At 62.8% G+C, this 16,962-nt stretch carries 13 protein-coding genes; 3 read left to right on the top strand and 10 right to left on the bottom strand.

The genetic code is table 11. From position 1 onward, the window contains the following. Positions 1-9: 9 nt before the first annotated feature. The 7 genes from QLG02_RS00085 to QLG02_RS00115 all read right to left on the bottom strand — a co-directional run bounded on the left by QLG02_RS00085 (position 10) and on the right by QLG02_RS00115 (position 7,204). On the bottom strand, positions 10-444 hold the full coding sequence (locus QLG02_RS00085; RefSeq protein WP_282464184.1) for a protease: 435 nt from the start codon (positions 442-444) through the stop codon (positions 10-12). A 64-nt stretch (positions 445-508) separates the two neighbouring features. Beyond that, on the bottom strand, positions 509-1,552 hold the full coding sequence (locus QLG02_RS00090) for a M35 family metallo-endopeptidase (RefSeq protein WP_029303884.1): 1,044 nt from the start codon (positions 1,550-1,552) through the stop codon (positions 509-511). Between the two features lie 269 nt (positions 1,553-1,821). Then, on the bottom strand, positions 1,822-2,460 hold the full coding sequence (locus QLG02_RS00095) for a DUF2913 family protein (protein ID WP_282464185.1): 639 nt from the start codon (positions 2,458-2,460) through the stop codon (positions 1,822-1,824). A 99-nt stretch (positions 2,461-2,559) separates the two neighbouring features. Continuing rightward, on the bottom strand, positions 2,560-3,855 hold the full coding sequence (locus tag QLG02_RS00100; protein WP_282464186.1) for a DEAD/DEAH box helicase: 1,296 nt from the start codon (positions 3,853-3,855) through the stop codon (positions 2,560-2,562). A 251-nt stretch (positions 3,856-4,106) separates the two neighbouring features. Further along, the gene (gene speG, locus QLG02_RS00105; RefSeq protein WP_016351180.1) at positions 4,107-4,640 is read right to left on the bottom strand and encodes a spermidine N1-acetyltransferase; all 534 of its coding nucleotides are present in this window, start codon (positions 4,638-4,640) and stop codon (positions 4,107-4,109) included. 99 nt (positions 4,641-4,739) lie between these two features. After that, positions 4,740-5,390, bottom strand: a complete 651-nt coding sequence (locus tag QLG02_RS00110) for a DedA family protein (RefSeq protein ID WP_011706529.1) — start codon at positions 5,388-5,390, stop codon at positions 4,740-4,742. Between the two features lie 230 nt (positions 5,391-5,620). Further along, positions 5,621-7,204, bottom strand: coding sequence for a CHASE4 domain-containing protein (locus tag QLG02_RS00115; RefSeq protein ID WP_282464187.1), 1,584 nt, complete (start codon positions 7,202-7,204; stop codon positions 5,621-5,623). Between the two features lie 222 nt (positions 7,205-7,426). Between QLG02_RS00115 and QLG02_RS00120 the strand changes: the two genes are divergently transcribed. The 3 genes from QLG02_RS00120 to QLG02_RS00130 all read left to right on the top strand — a co-directional run bounded on the left by QLG02_RS00120 (position 7,427) and on the right by QLG02_RS00130 (position 10,174). Continuing rightward, positions 7,427-8,383 (top strand): hypothetical protein, encoded by a 957-nt coding sequence (locus tag QLG02_RS00120; RefSeq protein WP_282464188.1) that lies wholly within the window; start codon positions 7,427-7,429, stop codon positions 8,381-8,383. Positions 8,384-8,606: 223 nt separating this feature from the next. Continuing rightward, entirely contained in the window at positions 8,607-9,473 is an 867-nt protein-coding gene (locus tag QLG02_RS00125) for an NERD domain-containing protein (protein WP_282464189.1), read from the top strand. 137 nt (positions 9,474-9,610) lie between these two features. Then, on the top strand, positions 9,611-10,174 hold the full coding sequence (locus QLG02_RS00130) for a hypothetical protein (RefSeq protein ID WP_282464190.1): 564 nt from the start codon (positions 9,611-9,613) through the stop codon (positions 10,172-10,174). Between the two features lie 56 nt (positions 10,175-10,230). Here QLG02_RS00130 and QLG02_RS00135 read toward each other — a convergent pair whose 3' ends face one another. From QLG02_RS00135 to carB, 3 genes are all read right to left on the bottom strand, one after another. Next, positions 10,231-11,409, bottom strand: a complete 1,179-nt coding sequence (locus tag QLG02_RS00135; protein WP_282464191.1) for a DUF1615 domain-containing protein — start codon at positions 11,407-11,409, stop codon at positions 10,231-10,233. Positions 11,410-11,570: 161 nt separating this feature from the next. Continuing rightward, a complete protein-coding gene (gene leuA, locus QLG02_RS00140) occupies positions 11,571-13,229 on the bottom strand; it encodes a 2-isopropylmalate synthase (RefSeq protein WP_282464192.1) in 1,659 nt (552 codons plus the stop codon). 484 nt (positions 13,230-13,713) lie between these two features. Continuing rightward, entirely contained in the window at positions 13,714-16,950 is a 3,237-nt protein-coding gene (gene carB, locus QLG02_RS00145; protein ID WP_017410880.1) for a carbamoyl-phosphate synthase large subunit, read from the bottom strand. Between the last annotated feature and the right edge of the window lie 12 nt (positions 16,951-16,962).

The following is a 16,962-nucleotide window of genomic DNA, read 5'->3' on the forward strand; positions in this document are numbered from 1 at the left end:
GGGGCCGCCCTAGGAGGCGGGCAGCCGGGTGAAGTGAATGACGGGGCAGCGGGGAGCCACGCCCCGGGTCAGGGTCAGCGGCTGGGCGCGGTAGCTCAGTTGGTAGCGGCCGGGGCGGGAGAGATCGTAGACCAGGGTCAGATCCGCGTCGGCCTGGCTCTGCTGACCGGCTCCCAGCAAGAAGAAATCCTCGCCGCCCGGGTTGCCCCGCTTGGCCAGCGGGCCCTTGTAGGGTATCGGCCTATCATCGAGGGTGAGATCGATGGCATCGGCAAACCAGCCTTCGAACGGTGTGAACCAGCTCAGCACCTCGAGCGGCCCCTCCCCCCGATTGGTCAGGGTCATCACCAGCGGCAGCGGCTCGTTGACCCGGCTTTGTGCCTTGACCGACAGATCGCACTGCAGGGGGGCCAGCGCCAGGGTGGTCAGCAAGAGTGTCATCATGGTCGCTCCTTCCTGTGACAAACGGCATGGACAAGAAGGGGCCTTGCGGCCCCCGGTCGGCAAATCAGTTTTCGCTCGGCGTATTCTCGGCGAAGTACTCGTGGTTGTCGGCGTTGTTGAGCGCCTTGACCGGATCCGTCTTCGCCAGGTTGCGGGCATTGGCCTGACCGTAACCCAGATCGTCGGTGCCCGCCACCACGTTGAAGTGGCTCAGCTCGTGGACGATGGTGCCGGCACGGGAATCGGTCCCGCTGACCGGTGCGGTCCAGAAGCTCTTGCACAGGTAAACCTTGTAGGGCTGATCCGGATAGACATAGGCAAAGTAGCTCTGCTTGCAACCGCAGTCGAAGGTGAGCGGCTTGTTGTCGATGGCATCCTTGATCTTGCTGAAGTGGGTCTCGGCCTGATCCCAGCGCGATGCATCATAGGCACCAAACCAGCTGCGATAACGCTGGCCTTCCGGCTTGTCCACCGCCAGGTAGCTGCTGGAGTTGTTGGTGATGCCGCTGGCGGCATCAAGCGCTGCCAGGATATCGCTCTTCTGGGTGTTGGTGCAGCGACCGCTGAAGCTGACCGAGGCGGTCACCGCCTGCGGCTCGGCCAGGGGGGCCGCCTTGGCCAGCACCCGCTCGTCACTCACTCCGTCCACCCACAGGGTCACCGCATTGGATTCGCTCGCCTGGGCCTGCTTGGCCTTGGCGACTTTCGCCTCTTGCGGCAACGTCGGCAGCAGGTAGCGGATGCTGTACTGGCCCTGGGCGCTCATGTCGTAGAGACCGGAGACCTCGGCCTGCACCGTCAGGCTCTGGCCGGCCTTGAGCAGCTGGAAGTCCTTGTCGGTCGGGGCTGCCCGCTTGATCAGGGCCCCCTCGTAGCTGACCGGCTGGCCGTCCCGCTCCACCAGGAACAGGGGGGCATCTTCGCTGCCCGGCAATTGCCATTTGAGCAGGCGGACCGGCTTGTCCCCGCTGTTGGTCAGGGTCAGGTTGACGCGCACGTCGTCACTGTTGCCATCCACCAGGGTGAGCTGGGCATCGAGCCCTGCGGCGCAGAGCGGGGAGGCCAGCACGCCGGCCAGCAACAGGGCAATGGGAGTCGCTTTCATCATGTTTCCTCATTCATTGAGTGTCGCCTTGTCAGGCGGTTTGCTTCCTTCAAGGCCCTCTTTGGGGCCCACTCACCCTAGAGCAGTTTTTTTCCGCGACCATCCCACCATATGGGGGACGCCCCCCAGGATAGGGGGGAATGCCCAATGTCCCCGCTTGCTGCGACAAGAGTCGCGGCCCCCTCCCCTTTCCCCTGCCTGCCACCCCACCCCGCGCTCATAAAAAACCCCGGCACCGGGCCGGGGTCTCAGACAGATGGAGCACTCCCTGTTCAGGGGCCCACCAGCAGCGCCAGCGCTGGCTGCGCGTTGCCCGGCACCAGCCGGTAAGCCTTGTGGTGCTTGACCAGGGTGGTCTTCTTGTTGCCCTGGCTCAGCAGCAGGCGGTGGGCAAAGGCCGCCCGTGCCAGCCGGGCCTCGTCGCCGCGCACATAGAGGGTGAGCGGCTTGATAAGCTCGCCCGCCTCGATGTGGCCCTGATACTCACTGGCGCTGATGATGAGGCTCGGCTGACCGCCCGATTGCAGACGCAGCTTGGCGCTCACCTCGCTGTCGGTAATCACTAACCAACCCTCGGCCGCGAGCTCGGCCAACAGGGCGGCCAGCCGGCTGCCAAGCCCGGTCGGCTCGGCCATGGCCCGCTCATACTGGCCCATGATCCGCTCAAGCAGTCCCTTGAGATCGGCGCCGGCCCCCAGGGTGCGGCCAAGCTGCACCCAATCCTTCAAATCCTCCATCACCAGCCGGGAGAAGCGTTTCTCCTTGAGGGAGTCGGCCATCCAGGTGCAGAGAAAGTGGCTCTCTTGCGCCGGGGTACGCTTGCCAGCCTTCTGCTCGGCGGTACGGGCCAGTTCGGCCAGACTCTGGCTGGCCATCTCGAACAGGGCCTGATTGTAGGTAGGAGCGGTCATAAGCAATCCTTGAGTCGACCACCAGGGGTCAACACCGATGACAGAGATGGCAAAGGCGCCAGTGGCGCCTTTGCGGTTCAATAGAGCGGCCTGCGCGCCTTATTTCGGCTGGCGCGGCTTCTTGGCGGCAGCCAGGCGCTTGAGGCGCTGGCCCTGCAGCTTGGCCTCGGCCATGGCCTGGGCGGCGGCGTTGTCTTCCCGCTGCGGGCGCTTGCCGAAGCGGCGACGCTCCTGTAGCTGCTTGATCAGCTCGTCGCGGCTGCTCACCTCGTAGCCCGGCACCATGATGCGGCGGATCTTCTGGCCGATCAGCGCCTCGATCTCCAGCAGGGTGCGCTCTTCCTCGCGGCTGACGAAGGAGATGGCCATGCCGCTCTTGCCGGCGCGGCCGGTACGGCCGATGCGGTGCACGTAGTCTTCCGCCAGGAACGGCAGATCATAGTTGACCACGTATTCGAGATCCGGGATGTCCAGGCCACGGGCGGCCACTTCGGTGGCCACCAGCACCCGCAGCTTGCCCTCGGTGAACTCGCGCAGGGCGCGGCGACGGCTGCCCTGAGCCTTGTCGCCGTGCACCACGGCCGACTTGATGCCGTCGAGGTTCAGCTCGGCCACCAGCTCGTCGCAGCTCTCGCGGGTACTGGCAAACACCAGCACCTGCGGCCAGTTCTGCTTGCCGATGAGCTCGGAGAGCAGCTCGCGCTTGCGCTTCTGCTCTACCGGATAGACAGTGTGGCTGACGGTATCGGCGGTGGAGTTCTGCTTGTTGACGCTCACTATCTGGGGCTTGTCCAGCATCAGGTTGGCCAGTTTTTTCACCGCCTCGGAGAAGGTGGCGGAGAACAGCAGGTTCTGACGGGTCTTGTTGACCGCCTGCAGGATCTGCTGCACATCGGCACTGAAGCCCATGTCGAGGATGCGGTCCGCTTCGTCCAGCACCAGGCACTCGACACCGGAGAGGCTCAGGTTGCAGGCGGTGAGGTGCTCCAGCAGCCGACCCGGGGTCGCCACTATGATGTGAGCGCCCGCTTTCAGCTTGCGCGCCTGCACGTCTTGCTTGCCGCCGCCCACCAGGGTCAGCACGCTGATGTCCAGATATTTGGCGAAGTCATTGATATTACCAGCGATCTGGGCAGCCAGCTCGCGGGTCGGGGTCAGGATCAGCACCCGGGCGTTGGAAGGCTGCACCGGCGCCGGATTGTCCACCAGCCGCTGCAGGATGGGCAGGGCAAAGGCAGCGGTCTTGCCGGTGCCGGTCTGGGCGCTGGCCAGCACGTCACGACCGCGGCGAATGGCCGGGATCGCCTGCTGCTGCACAGGGGTCATCTCCTGATAACCGCACTCTGAGATGGCGCGCAAAATCTCTGGGGCAAAATCGAACGATTCAAATCTCATAATGGGTTCCTGTGTTCCAGCTGGACTGTGGCTGGCTTGGTTAGCTCGGCATGAGCGAAAAGTCGGTGCAGACCACCGACGGCTGTGCCTGACATCAAGTCAGAGAGTGGCCGGAAAATGGCGGGCGCGAAGTGTAACAGATAGATGGCGCAAATTCTGCCTCAAATACGCGCCCTTTTCATGGAGCCAGGGCCGCCTGGCTGGCAAGGCGAACACGCCCCGCCAGCAGCCCTTCATGCCCGTGCGGGAGTTCAGCCACCTCGACCATTCTGGGCCAGGAAGTCTCTTTGGAACAGGCACATGCGAATGGCGGTGCGATATTGACCATCGATGAAGAACTCCTCTTTGAGCTCCCCTTCCGGCTCGAAACCCAGCTCCTGATAGATGTGGATCGCCCGGGCGTTGTCCCGATCGACGATGAGATAGAGCTTGTGCAGGTTGAGCACGTTGAAGCCGTACTTCATCGCCTTCAAGGTGGCGGTCTTGGCATAGCCCTTCCCCTGATGGGCAGGGGCGATGATGATCTGGAATTCGGCGCGGCGATGGATGCTGCGGATGTCCACCAGCTCCACCAGCCCCACGTTGTCCCCCGCCACCTCGAGGATGAAGCGGCGCTCGTGCTGGTCGTGGATGTGCTTGTCATAGAGCTGGGCCAGTTCCATGTACGCCTCGTAAGGCTCCTCGAACCAGTAGCGCATGATGCTGGCGTTGTTGTTGAGTTGATGGACGAACTTGAGATCCTCGCGCTCGAGGGGGCGAAGGGTCAAGGTGTCATGGGATGACATAGAGTACCTGCTTGCAGAGTGAAGGGACGCCGGCCAGCCAGGGGCGGCGGCGCCATGAAGAATGAGAGCAACAGATGGCAGGGCCCCTGCCCCGGCCGGTCAGCGAATGCGGTTGGTCGGGCGTTTGAGCAGCCGGATGGCAATGGCGGCCATGGCGATGACGAACAGACCGAGGGAGGTCACCAACAGGCACTTGGTCAGCAGCTCGTGATACTGGGCAAACACCGGGGCCGCCATCACCGCCTTGCCCACCAGGCTCAGCACCAGGGCCCAGAGGAAGGCGCTGGCAAAACTGGCGATCATCACCCGCGGCAGGTGCAGCCGCGAGACCCCCATCAGCATGGGTGTCAGCACCCGCACGAAGGGCACGAAACGGGAGGAGAACATGGCCCAGAAGCCGTAGTTGTGCAGCAGGCGGGAGGCCCGTGGCAGGCTGCCATCCGGGATCATCCGCTCCACGTGCCCCATGAAGGCGGTGCCGTGCAGCGCTTGCCCCTGCACATAGGCGATCAGGCTGCCAAGCCCCGCCGCCAGCGGCATGTAGAGCAGCGTCACCTCGGGGCCGAGCACCCCCATCCCCACCAGCCCGCCGGCCAGCAGCACCAGGCTGTCGCCGGGCAGAGGCAGAAACACGAAACTCGATTCAAGAAAAAGGATCACCACCAGGCAGGTGACGAGCAGGCCCACCGCCTGCATCTGGATCAATTGGTCAAAGTCCTGTTGCCATATGGCAAGCAGCATGTCCTGCATCTGGTGACTCCCATCAACTTCGTGAGCATCCATCCTGGACGGCCTGACGGCCTCCGGTGCGGCAGACCCTCCCTGTCGCCAACCCCTTTTCTCCCTGAGGGTGGCCCGTTATACACCCGGCCAAGTGAACAAGAAATTAATACAGGTCATGGATAGGGGAGATAATCGGCCAGGGCCATCAAAAAAATCGGGCCAGCTCCGGCTGGAGGGGCCCAGACAGCAAAATGGCGTCAACTGCGCTTGAGGCGCTGCAGCTTGGTGAGAGTGAGCAGGGTCTGAGCCGAGAGATCGCACACCGACAGCACGAAGGCGAGTTCATCGGGATGCCATATCTCGCTCAGCCTGGCCCGCTCGGCAATGATGAAGCCGAGCAGCTCATCCCCCTGCTTGAGGGGGGCCATCAGGATGGTGCCGGAGAGTCCCTCCAGCCCGAGCTGGGCCAGCATGGCGCCAAAGCGCGTCAGATCGTAGGGCTCGCGCAGGATGAGGCAGGGTTCATGCTCGGGCTTGGAGACCTCGTAGCGCCCCTGGATCAAGGCATAAGGAAGGTGAAAGCCCTGCTGGTGATGGAGCTTGGGCAAAAAGAACAGATCCTGGCAGTACATGCTCTGCTTGTCTTCGGCACTGAACCAGACGCTGGACCGCGCCGCGCCGGTGCCGGAGCAGATCGCCTCGTTGATGTGGCGCGCCGCCTGGCCCGGATCCTCGCCACTCAGCAGATCGCTCTTGGCCAGATGAATGAGGGCGCCGTGCTGCAGTTTCTGGCGGGCTTCGCTGTCGAGCTGGCGCTGACGCAGGCTGTCCAGATGATCGAGCATCCGATTGCAGTCGATGGCCACTTGGGAGATCTCGTCATTGCCCTCCACCAGCAGCCGGCGCACCGCGCCGTCGTCGCCGATGAGCCGCAGATTGGCGCTCAGCCGCTGCAAACGGGCGGCGATATAGCCGTTGAGGATCAGCAGCACCAGAGCCCCGAACAGCAAGGTCCCCAGGCTCAGCAGCCAGAAGATGTGGCGCTCGATGGCCTTGCCCTCCAGCATCAGATCCCGTGGCAGGGTGAAGCGAAAGATAAGAGGGGAGTCCTCCTGCAGGGTATCAATCTGGGCCAGGGTGAGCAGTCGCTCCTCCTGCGGCAGGATCAGGCTGTCGTTGGCCCTGAGCCGGGCCAGGGTGGTGACCCCCAGACTGGTGGCCAGCTGCTGCGGGCTCAAAAAGGAGAGCGAGAGATTGGTGCGCTTTTGCAGCTGATGGACCAGCCGGGTGGTGAAGGCCTTGAGCAGCAGCAGGGTGCCGCGACTCGGCCCCTCCCCCTCGCTGGTCAGGATCTGGGTGGCGGCCAGCAGGTAGTAACGCTCGCCGTCAAACCAGATGCCGGCGTTGGGCTTGAGGCTGCCGTAACGCACCAGATAATCGGTCAGAGGCGCCAGCTGGGCCGGCGTCTGCGTCACCAGCTGGCCACCATGATAGGCAAACGCCGCCTGCGGCTGCTTGTCGGCATCATAGAGCGCCACCAGATCCACCCCCAGGGTCTCGAAGGTGCGCACATTGAGATTCGCCGCCAGATAGGCGGGATCGCGGCTCACCATGTAGGCATAGGTCTCGTCCCACTCGGACCAGTCCTGCCCCAGCATGGTGAGCTGGCCAAGCTCGGCCTGCACCACGGCCCGGACCCGCTCGCGGTTGCGCTCCACGCTCATGCGCTCCAGCTCGCCGAACTTGTTGCCGACCACATAATGAAGGCCGACATAGCCGACCCCCAGCAACAGCAGCAGCGTCAGCACTATGGTCAGCGTAATCTTGCGGCTGATCTTCATCTTTACCCACACTCCCGGACAAGTGACCCATTGAGTTTAATGGATTTTGCCTCTACGCCTGTCCCTTGCGCGAAAAAGCTCGCCAGAGCGACCAGCCTGCGGCGCCATGGCGTGAATGGGCACAAATGGCGTCATCCGGCTCACGGTTGGGGCTGCCAAGCGAACAAAAAATCGCTACAGTGTAACCGTGCCTCATCGGAAGAGGCTTCACGGGATCCCGGCATGTTCACACCTCTCACCCTTCCGCTTCGCCCCGCCCTGCTGCTCGGCCTGCTGTGCAGCTGTCAGGCCATGGCCGACGACGACTCGCTGGTGCAGCAGCGCGCCAACGCCGTGGTGTCGCTGATGACCTTTACCGTGGTACCCGACATCACCGCCAGCAACATCAACATCGGCAGCGGCACCAACCAGTCGGCGGCGCTCAACATGACCCAGGTCGGCGGTGGCGCCACCATGAGCGAGAGCGTGCCGATTTATCTGGAAGGGACCCTGGGGTTCAGCCGCTACGATCCCCAGTTCGTGGTCAGCAACGGCAGCGAGAGCCGCACCGTTCCCACCAAGTGGAACAGCCTGACGGCCACCGGCGGGATCGGCTGGGACATAGGGCTGCACCGGGACAGCCACGGCGGCAACTGGGTGCTGCGCCCCATCGGCAACGTCACCCTCGGCACGGTGGCGAGCGATCTGCGCATCGGCAACTGGCTGCTGGGCCAGTACACCGGCAAGAACCTCGATTTTCTCGACGGTGGCCGGCTCGACGTCTACGGCCTCGGTGGGGCCATGATGCTGGACTACGAGCTGTTTTCCCCCGGCCAGGACATCGACGCCGAGCTGCGTTACTCCTATCAGCACCTGCAGAGCTTTGGCGGCACTGCCGCCAGCGTGACCGGCCAGGCCAACGCCGAAAACCTCGGCCTCTATCTGCGCCGCCGCGCCCCCATCGGCAGTCTGACGCTGCTGGGCAAACCCGTGCGCTACGTGATGGAGGGGGCCCGCACCGAATACCTGGGCGAGCAGCGCGGCCTGCTCGGCTTCAACTCCCTCAACTCCCTCGGCCTCGGGGTGGAGCTCGACAGCAGCAAGTACGATATCTTCGTCACCCGCACCCGGCTGGTGGCCCGCTATATGTTCAGCCACAACACCAGCGGCTACGGCGTCGGGCTGGCGATGAGCTTCTAGGCCACTCCCTGCGGCTGCTTCCCTCTCTGGCGTTGGCACAAAAAGAGTGATGCGCCGCTCAGTTGGTGCAAGCCGTCACACATTCCCTCTGGTCAACTCGCTACAGTAGTTCACTTCGGCACCCCATTTTCCGGATGGCGCCAATCCTCTGGTGCCAAACCAGGCTCACACCATAAGAGTGCCCCGTCACCAGGGAGAGGTATCGGGAGCGAGGAGAGATGACATGGACGTTACCGCCCTGATGGCCGTTCTGCTGAACCAGCTCTGGTTTCTGCTGCCACTGTTGTTGCTGGCCACCATCGCCAAGAGCCCCTGGTTCAAGGGCATGATCGGGGAGTGGCTGCTCAATCTCAGCATCCGGCTCTTTCTCGATCGGCAGGAATATCATCTGCTGAGCAATGTCACCTTGCCGCTCGAGCAGGGCAGCACCCAGATCGATCAGGTGCTCGTCTCCCGCTTCGGCGTATTCGTGATAGAAACCAAGAACATGAAAGGGTGGATCTTCGGCAATCCCAGACACAAGCGCTGGACCCAGCAGCTGTTTCGACGCCGGCACGGCTTTCAAAATCCGCTGCATCAAAACTATCTGCACCTGATGACCCTCAAATCCCTGCTGGGGCTGGCGGATCACCAGTTGCATTCCATCGTCTATTTTATTGGCGACTGCACCTTCAAGACCCCCATGCCGGAGAACGTCATGCGTCGCGGACTGGTCAGCTATATCAAGAACAAGACCACTCCCGTCTTGAGCACCGCCGACGTCGTTCGGATTGTCGACACCATTCAGCAAGGCCGCTTGGCCGCCAGTTGGAAAACCCATCGGCAGCATGTCACCCAGCTCAAGGTGCGTCATGCCGACCCATCCGCCAACCATGTTTCCACCCGCGCACCTGTCAGGCAATCCGTTGCAAACCCACCCTCACAAAGCGTATCGCCACCGGACAATCCACCCCCGATCTGCCCCAGATGTGGCAGCACCATGGTATTGCGCACCGCAACTCGGGGGGAGAACAAGGGCAATCAGTTCTGGGGGTGCAGCGGATTCCCAAAATGCAGGGGCGTGACTCTGTTACACAGTCAGTCCCCTTAATCAGAGAACACTATCTCGAATCATTAAACGGACCAGAGTCATTGAAGCTGTGCAGGGGATTTATTTTATATTTACACCCTATCGCCGCTTTAAAACCCCTTGGTCTAGATACATCAGCACATTTATGGAGCAATAACATGCAAGTATTTCTAGATAAATTAATGGCTCGTTTGCACAGCCGATATACAACTATTTTTTCTCACTACTACCCTGCACATGGATCTACCGGCTTCACCGAACGGAATCTCACCAACAACTTTGTTTCTGCGCTTGAAAGCCTCTATCCCGGCTCATGCTTCTCATGGTTTGAAGCTCCAATAAGCCTCACGGAAAAGAAACATATGGACGCCGTAGTTTTCACGGAAACGGAGCTATTTCTTATTGAGGCTAAGCGCTTTACGGCACCTCAATCAAAAACCAATAGCGTCAGGAATGATATTGAACGAATGCAGTCCAATGAAGCACTCCTGTTGCTTGAAAAGGGGCTAATTAACCCAATACAGCGCCAGCATTATGCCGTAGTGCTGGCTGATGTCTGGACAGAAACTAAAGGCAAGCAGGATATCTTTGATACTTGGCCAGCCTGCCTAAATAGCGGTCCATTTCTATATAGTAAAACACTGGAGTTTTCTGATCTTCCTGTCGAAGGAGAGTGGAAAAACAATTACAAGATACTGGTTGCGGTTAAACAGTTAACTTGACGCCATGATATCTACATAAAACAAAGGCGGCCCATTGGCCGCCTTTGTTATTGCAGTTACAGCGACCCCAGTCGCTTCAGGCAGGTTTGCTGGCGCCACTGCACCCGCTTGGCAAACCAGGCGGTGGTGAGGTTGCGGGTGATCTTGGGGCTCTTGAGAGAGATGCCCGGCAGCACGGCGCGGGGCAGCCGGCTGCCCGCCTTGCGATCGGCCAGCACGAAGACCCTGTGATAGAGATCGCTTTGGGCAAAATCGCTGGTGTCGCCGAGCTTCAGGCTCTGGTGGATGGCCTGCTGGCTCATGCTGAGCTGGCCGGCGATGGTATGTACCGCCAGCTCGGTCTTGCCCGGCAGCTCGGAGTCGTAGCGAATGAGATCCCCATCCAGCGCCAGCGGCTTGCCGCTCAACCGGCTCACCGCCGCCTGGAAGGCTGCGTTGCGGCTGGCGTACCAGCCGGCATTGAAGTCGGCATAGCGGTAGAGGTGATCCGGATACTGGGCCGGGTAGTTGAGCAGGTGGCGGGTGCCGAACCAGATGCCACCACGGCGACTGAACACCTCGTGGCGAATGGACTCCTTGATCGGGTAGGGATAGCCATCGGTATTGGCCTCGGCAAAGGCGATGCTCACCTGCATGGGGCCGCCGGTGCGTACCGGGTTCATGTTGCCAAACAGGGTCTTGCCCATGGGCACCTCCCCTATCATGTCCTCGAAGATCTCGCTCATCTCCCGCTCGGTGCGCAACTTGTCGATACGCTCGGCGTAAGTTTTGCCGGTGGGCGAGTTGATGGAGAGCGCGGTGCGCACCACGAACTCGGGGATCAGCAGCTTGCTGGCGCGGGCGTTGATCTCCTTCCAGGCGATCTTGCCAAGGCCCGGCACCACGGGGTCGGCCTGAAAGGTGGACTCCTGCTCCGCCACCGCCAGCACGGAGCAGACGTTCTCGTCGGTCACCGCCAGATCCTGTTTGGCGAGAGCGGTGACGATATCCTGGGCCCAGCCGTTGCGATCCACGGTGCGGGCCGGCAGCAGCCGCACGATGCGCGACTGCATGCTGGCGGGCGCCCGGGGGGCCTTGGGCAGCGGGGTGGGCTTGGCGATGGCCGGCCCGGTGACGGCGGCGCTGCCAGGCTTGCTGGCATCGCCCTGACTGACGGGTTCACTGGCACAGGCGGCCAGCAGCAAGGTGGCCAGCAGCGGGGCCAGATAATGACGACAGACGATGAGATGAGACATGAATGCTTCCCGGTGGATGAGGCGTCCCGGCACCCGCAAAGGGTATCCGGACGCAGACAGGCAGGGCATTGTAGAGGATTGAGACGGGGAGCAGAAGCCATCAATGACAAGGGCCCCCGCCTGCGTGGCGAGGGCCCCCAAGGGTCGAGACGGCGCCGGGATCAGGCGCTCTGGCGCAGCGCCTCTATCTGGGCGGCGCCATTGATCACCGCCTGCAGGGAGGCACTGACCACGTCGCGGCCGATGGCCACCCCGCAGGTGCGGGTCCCGTCGACACTCAGCAGCACGTAGGCGGCGGCGCGGGACTCGGTGCCGGCGCTTAAGGCATGCTCGGAGTAATCCAGCACGTCGATATGCATCCCGGTCTGGCGCTGCCAGCCGTTGACCAGCGCCGTGATGGCCCCCTCCCCTTCACCACTCAATTGCAGCGAGCCGGTCGGGGTCTGCAGCTCGAGGCGCAGGCTCTCCTGGCTGTCGCGACCGAGTTGGAAGCGACCGATGCGATAGCCGTGGGCGGGCTCGAAATAGTGGCGCTCGAACAGGGTGCGGATCTGCTCCGGGCTTATCTCGCTGCTGCAAGCCTCAGCCTGTGCCTGTACCCGGCGGCTGAAGTCGATTTGCAGCCAGCGCGGCAGTTGCAGACCAAGGTCGCGCTCCAGCAGGTAGGTGACGCCGCCCTTGCCGGACTGGCTGTTGATGCGGATCACCGCCTCGTAGCTGCGACCGAGATCGGCAGGGTCGATGGGCAGGTAAGCCACGTCCCAGTAGTGATCCGGCTTCTCCGCCGCCAGGGATTTGCGGATGGCGTCCTGGTGGCTGCCGGAAAACGCCGTGTAGACCAGCTCGCCGGCATAGGGGTGGCGCGGGTGCAGGGCAATCTGGGTGCAGGCCCCCACGGTGGCAACGATGGCATCCATGTCCGCCAGGTTGAGTTCAGGGTCGATCCCCTGGCTGTAGAGGTTCATGGCCATGGTGACGATGTCCATGTTGCCGGTGCGCTCGCCGTTGCCGAGCAGGGTGCCCTCGATGCGATCCGCCCCCGCCAGCACCGCCAGCTCGGCGGCGGCCACCCCGCAGCCCCGATCGTTGTGGGTGTGAATGGAGATGCTCACCTCCGGGCGCGCCTTGAGGTGGCGGCAGAACCACTCCACCTGATCGGCAAACACGTTGGGGGTGCTCACCTCCACCGTCGCCGGCAGGTTCAGGATCATCGGGCGGGCAGCCGGGCGCCACTCGTCAATCACGACGTCGCACACCTCGACGGCAAACTCCACCTCGGTGCTGCTGAAGCTCTCCGGCGAGTACTGAAAGCTCCACTCGGTACCCGGATTGCGGGCCGCATACTCCCGCACCCAGCGCGCCCCCTGCACGGCGATGGCCTTGACCCCTTCGCGCCCGGAGTTGAACACATAGTTGCGCTGGGTCGGGTTGACCGAGTTGTAGACATGAACGATGGCCCGCTTCGCCCCCTTGAGGGCCTCGAAGGTACGGGCAATCAGATCTTCGCGCGCCTGCACCAGCACCTGGATGGTGACGTCGTCCGGAATGAGATTGCGATCGATAAGTTCGCGCACGAAGTCGAAATCGGGCTGGGAGGCGGCCGGAAAGCCCACCTCGATGTGCTTGAAGCCGATGTGCACCATCAGCGCCCACATCTGCAGCTTCTGGGCCACCGTCATCGGCTCGACCAGCGCCTGGTTGCCGTCGCGCAGATCCACCGCGCACCAGAGCGGGGCCCGCTCCAGCACCCGGTTGGGCCACTGGCGATCCGCCAGATTGATGACGGGGGCACGGCGGTATTTGCGATGATCGAAGCTCATATTCTGATTCCCTTGGCAGATGTCCTGGCGGTACGGCTGGGCTGATTGACGGGGACAAGGAGGGGAAGCGGGTTGGCGCGGTAACGCTGGCCCTGGCCGGTCGTGCGGCGGTAGCCCCACGCCCGGTTTCCTGTGGCCCCTTCCGGTAAGTGGGGGCCGGCCGCACAACCCGATAAGGCTGCGGGCCCGATCTGCTCGCCCTGCGTTGGCAGGCGCAGACGACCTGGGTCGATAAATCCTGTGACGAGAAACCAGTATAGAGAGGCGACGCGGGCGAGAGATTGCAAAGAACGCTGTCAAATACATCTATTGCGCAATCATTGCGACACTTTCTGCTGCACAGTGGTGAATATCACCCTGAGCCTGTTGCTCGGTGATGTCCGTTGCCATCACAGCCCAATCTCTTTGCCAATAAAAAACCCCGCCATCGCTGGCGGGGTTTTATCGAGCCACGAAGGAGGCGTCCCTCCTTCATCACGCGGTCTTAGCGGCTTTTCAGCTGGCTTTCGACCTTCTGGTGCAGCTCCTGCACCGAGTTGACGTTGGCGGTGGCATCCACGCTGATGGCCATGCAGGTGGCAAAGGCGGCGTGCAGCGTGGTGGTGTAGGCCACCTTGTGCTGCAAAGCACCGCGACGCAGCTGCTTGGAATCCTGGATGGCCTGACGACCCTCGGCGGTGTTGACGATGTAGGTGTACTCGCCATTCTTGATGCGATCCAGAATGTGCGGACGGCCCTCGTGCACCTTGTTGACCAGGCGCGGGTTGATGCTCGCCTCCCCCAGGGTCACGGCGGTGCCGTGGGTGGCGTCGAGGTCATAGCCCAGCTCCAGCAGCTTGGCGGCCAGGTTCACCACCCGCTCCTTGTCGCTGTGGCGAACGGAGAGCAGGGCACGCCCTTCGCGCGGCACCTGGTGACCGGCCCCCAGCTGCGCCTTGGCATAGGCCTCGGCAAAGCTGCTGCCCACGCCCATCACTTCGCCGGTGGAGCGCATCTCCGGCCCCAGCAGCGGATCCACGCCCGGGAACTTGGCGAACGGCAGTACCACTTCCTTCACCGAGTAGTAGGGCGGGATGATTTCAGTGGTAAAGCCCTGTTCCTTCAGGCTCTGACCGGCCATCACGCGGGCGGCAATCTTGGCCAGCGGGGCACCGGTGGCCTTGGAGACGAACGGTACGGTACGGGCGGCGCGCGGGTTCACCTCGATGAGGTAAATTTCGTTGTCTTTCACCGCGAACTGCACGTTCATCAGACCGACCACGCCAAGCTCCAGCGCCAGTTTGCGCACCTGCTCGCGCATCTCGTCCTGAATGGCCTTGGACAAGGTGTAGGGCGGCAGGGAGCAGGCGGAGTCACCGGAGTGAATGCCGGCCTGTTCGATGTGCTCCATGATGCCGCCGATGACCACATCGGTGCCATCGCAGATGGCGTCCACGTCCACCTCGGTGGCGTCGTCCAGGAAGCGGTCCAGCAGTACCGGCGACTCGTTGGAGACGCTCACCGCTTCGGCGAAGTAGCGGCGCAGGTCCTGCTCGTCATAGACGATCTCCATGGCGCGGCCACCCAGCACGTAGGAGGGGCGAACCACCAGCGGGTAGGTGATGCGCTCGGCGGTCAACACCGCCTGCTCCAGCGCGGTGACGGTGCCGTTCTCCGGCTGCTTGAGGCCGAGGCGCTCGACGGCAGACTGGAAGCGCTCGCGATCTTCCGCGCGGTCGATGGCATCCGGGCTGGTGCCGATGACCGGCACGCCGTTCGCTTCCAGGGCGCGAGCCAGCTTGAGCGGAGTCTGACCGCCGTACTGGACGATGACGCCCTTGGGCTGCTCGACCCGCACGATTTCCAGCACGTCTTCCAGAGTCACCGGTTCGAAGTAGAGACGGTCGGAGGTGTCGTAGTCGGTGGAGACGGTTTCCGGGTTGCAGTTGACCATGATGGTCTCGTAACCGTCTTCGCGCAGGGCCAGCGCCGCGTGTACGCAGCAGTAGTCAAACTCGATGCCCTGCCCGATGCGGTTCGGGCCGCCACCGATGACCATGATCTTGTCACGGTTGGTGGGGTTGGCCTCGCACTCTTCGTCATAGCTGGAGTACATGTAGGCGGTGTTGGTGGCGAACTCGGCGGCGCAGGTATCGACCCGCTTGTAGACCGGGAAGATGTTGTGGCGGGCACGCAGCTTGCGCACTTCCCCTTCGGCCACGCCGAGGATCTTGGCTAGGCGGGCGTCGGCAAAGCCCTTGCGCTTGAGGGCGCGCAGGAAGTCGGCATCAAGACCGGCCATGCCGCGCTCTTTTACCTGCTCTTCGAGTTTGACCAGCTCTTCAATCTGCACCAGGAACCAGGGGTCAATCTTGGTCAGCTTGAACACGCCGTCCATGGAGAGACCGGCGCGGAAGGCGTCGGCGATGTAGAAAATACGCTCGGCGCCGGCATCCTGCAGCTCGTGGCGGATGCGGGTCAGGGAGTCAGGGGCGTTGAGATCCACCATGGGGTCGAAGCCGGTCTTGCCGGTCTCGAGGCCGCGCAGCGCCTTGTGCAGGGACTCCTGGAAGTTGCGGCCGATGGCCATCACTTCGCCGACGGACTTCATCTGGGTGGTCAGGCGGTCGTTGGCGCCGGCGAACTTCTCGAAGTTGAAGCGCGGCACCTTGGTGACCACGTAGTCGATGGCCGGCTCGAAGGAAGCCGGGGTGCGGCCGCCGGTGATGTCGTTCATCAGCTCGTCCAGGGTGTAACCGATGGCAAGCTTGGCGGCGATCTTGGCGATGGGGAAGCCGGTCGCCTTGGAGGCGAGCGCAGAGGAGCGCGACACCCGCGGGTTCATCTCGATGATGACCATACGGCCATCTTTCGGGTTGATGCCGAACTGGACGTTGGAGCCACCGGTCTCGACGCCGATCTCGCGCAGCACCGCCATGGAGGCGTTGCGCATTAGCTGGTACTCCTTGTCGGTCAGCGTCTGGGCTGGCGCGACCGTGATGGAGTCACCGGTGTGAATGCCCATGGGGTCGAAGTTCTCGATGGCGCAGACGATGATGCAGTTGTCGTTGCGATCCCGTACCACCTCCATCTCGTACTCTTTCCAGCCGATCAGCGACTCGTCGATGAGCAGCTCCTTGGTCGGCGACAGGTCCAGACCGCGCTCGCAGATCTCGACGAACTCTTCCGGGTTGTAGGCGATGCCACCACCGGAGCCGCCCATGGTAAAGGAGGGACGGATGATGCAGGGGAAACCCACCATCTGTTGCACGCCCCAGGCCTCTTCCATGTTGTGGGCGATGCCGGCACGCGGGCACTCCAGGCCAATGCTGCGCATCGCCTTGTCAAAGCGGGAGCGATCTTCTGCCTTGTCGATGGCATCGGCGGTGGCGCCGATCATCTCCACGCCGAACTCGGCCAGCACGCCGTGCTTTTCCAGATCCAGCGCGCAGTTGAGTGCGGTCTGGCCACCCATGGTGGGCAGGATGGCGTCCGGGCGCTCTTTCTTGATGATCTCGCGCACCACTTCCCAGGTGATGGGCTCGATGTAGGTGGCGTCGGCCATTTCCGGGTCGGTCATGATGGTGGCCGGGTTGGAGTTGACCAGAATGACGCGGTAGCCCTCCTCGCGCAGGGCCTTGCAGGCCTGGGCGCCGGAGTAGTCGAATTCGCAGGCCTGGCCGATGACGATGGGGCCGGCGCCGAGGATCAGGATGCTCTGTAGGTCGTTACGTTTTGGCATGGCTTCTCTTTT

Source organism: Aeromonas sp. V90_14, from assembly GCF_029967615.1.
Classification (GTDB): Bacteria; Pseudomonadota; Gammaproteobacteria; order Enterobacterales; family Aeromonadaceae; genus Aeromonas; species Aeromonas hydrophila.

Excerpts from the sequence above, each read along its gene's own strand:
- QLG02_RS00085 (WP_282464184.1), bottom strand. The coding sequence starts at position 444 with ATGATGACACTCTTGCTGACCACCCTGGCGCTGGCCCCCCTGCAGTGC.
- QLG02_RS00090 (WP_029303884.1), bottom strand. The coding sequence starts at position 1,552 with ATGATGAAAGCGACTCCCATTGCCCTGTTGCTGGCCGGCGTGCTGGCC.
- QLG02_RS00095 (WP_282464185.1), bottom strand. The coding sequence starts at position 2,460 with ATGACCGCTCCTACCTACAATCAGGCCCTGTTCGAGATGGCCAGCCAG.
- QLG02_RS00100 (WP_282464186.1), bottom strand. The coding sequence starts at position 3,855 with ATGAGATTTGAATCGTTCGATTTTGCCCCAGAGATTTTGCGCGCCATC.
- speG (WP_016351180.1), bottom strand. The coding sequence starts at position 4,640 with ATGTCATCCCATGACACCTTGACCCTTCGCCCCCTCGAGCGCGAGGAT.
- QLG02_RS00110 (WP_011706529.1), bottom strand. The coding sequence starts at position 5,390 with ATGCAGGACATGCTGCTTGCCATATGGCAACAGGACTTTGACCAATTG.
- QLG02_RS00115 (WP_282464187.1), bottom strand. The coding sequence starts at position 7,204 with ATGAAGATCAGCCGCAAGATTACGCTGACCATAGTGCTGACGCTGCTG.
- QLG02_RS00120 (WP_282464188.1), top strand. The coding sequence starts at position 7,427 with ATGTTCACACCTCTCACCCTTCCGCTTCGCCCCGCCCTGCTGCTCGGC.
- QLG02_RS00125 (WP_282464189.1), top strand. The coding sequence starts at position 8,607 with ATGGACGTTACCGCCCTGATGGCCGTTCTGCTGAACCAGCTCTGGTTT.
- QLG02_RS00130 (WP_282464190.1), top strand. The coding sequence starts at position 9,611 with ATGCAAGTATTTCTAGATAAATTAATGGCTCGTTTGCACAGCCGATAT.
- QLG02_RS00135 (WP_282464191.1), bottom strand. The coding sequence starts at position 11,409 with ATGTCTCATCTCATCGTCTGTCGTCATTATCTGGCCCCGCTGCTGGCC.
- leuA (WP_282464192.1), bottom strand. The coding sequence starts at position 13,229 with ATGAGCTTCGATCATCGCAAATACCGCCGTGCCCCCGTCATCAATCTG.
- carB (WP_017410880.1), bottom strand. The coding sequence starts at position 16,950 with ATGCCAAAACGTAACGACCTACAGAGCATCCTGATCCTCGGCGCCGGC.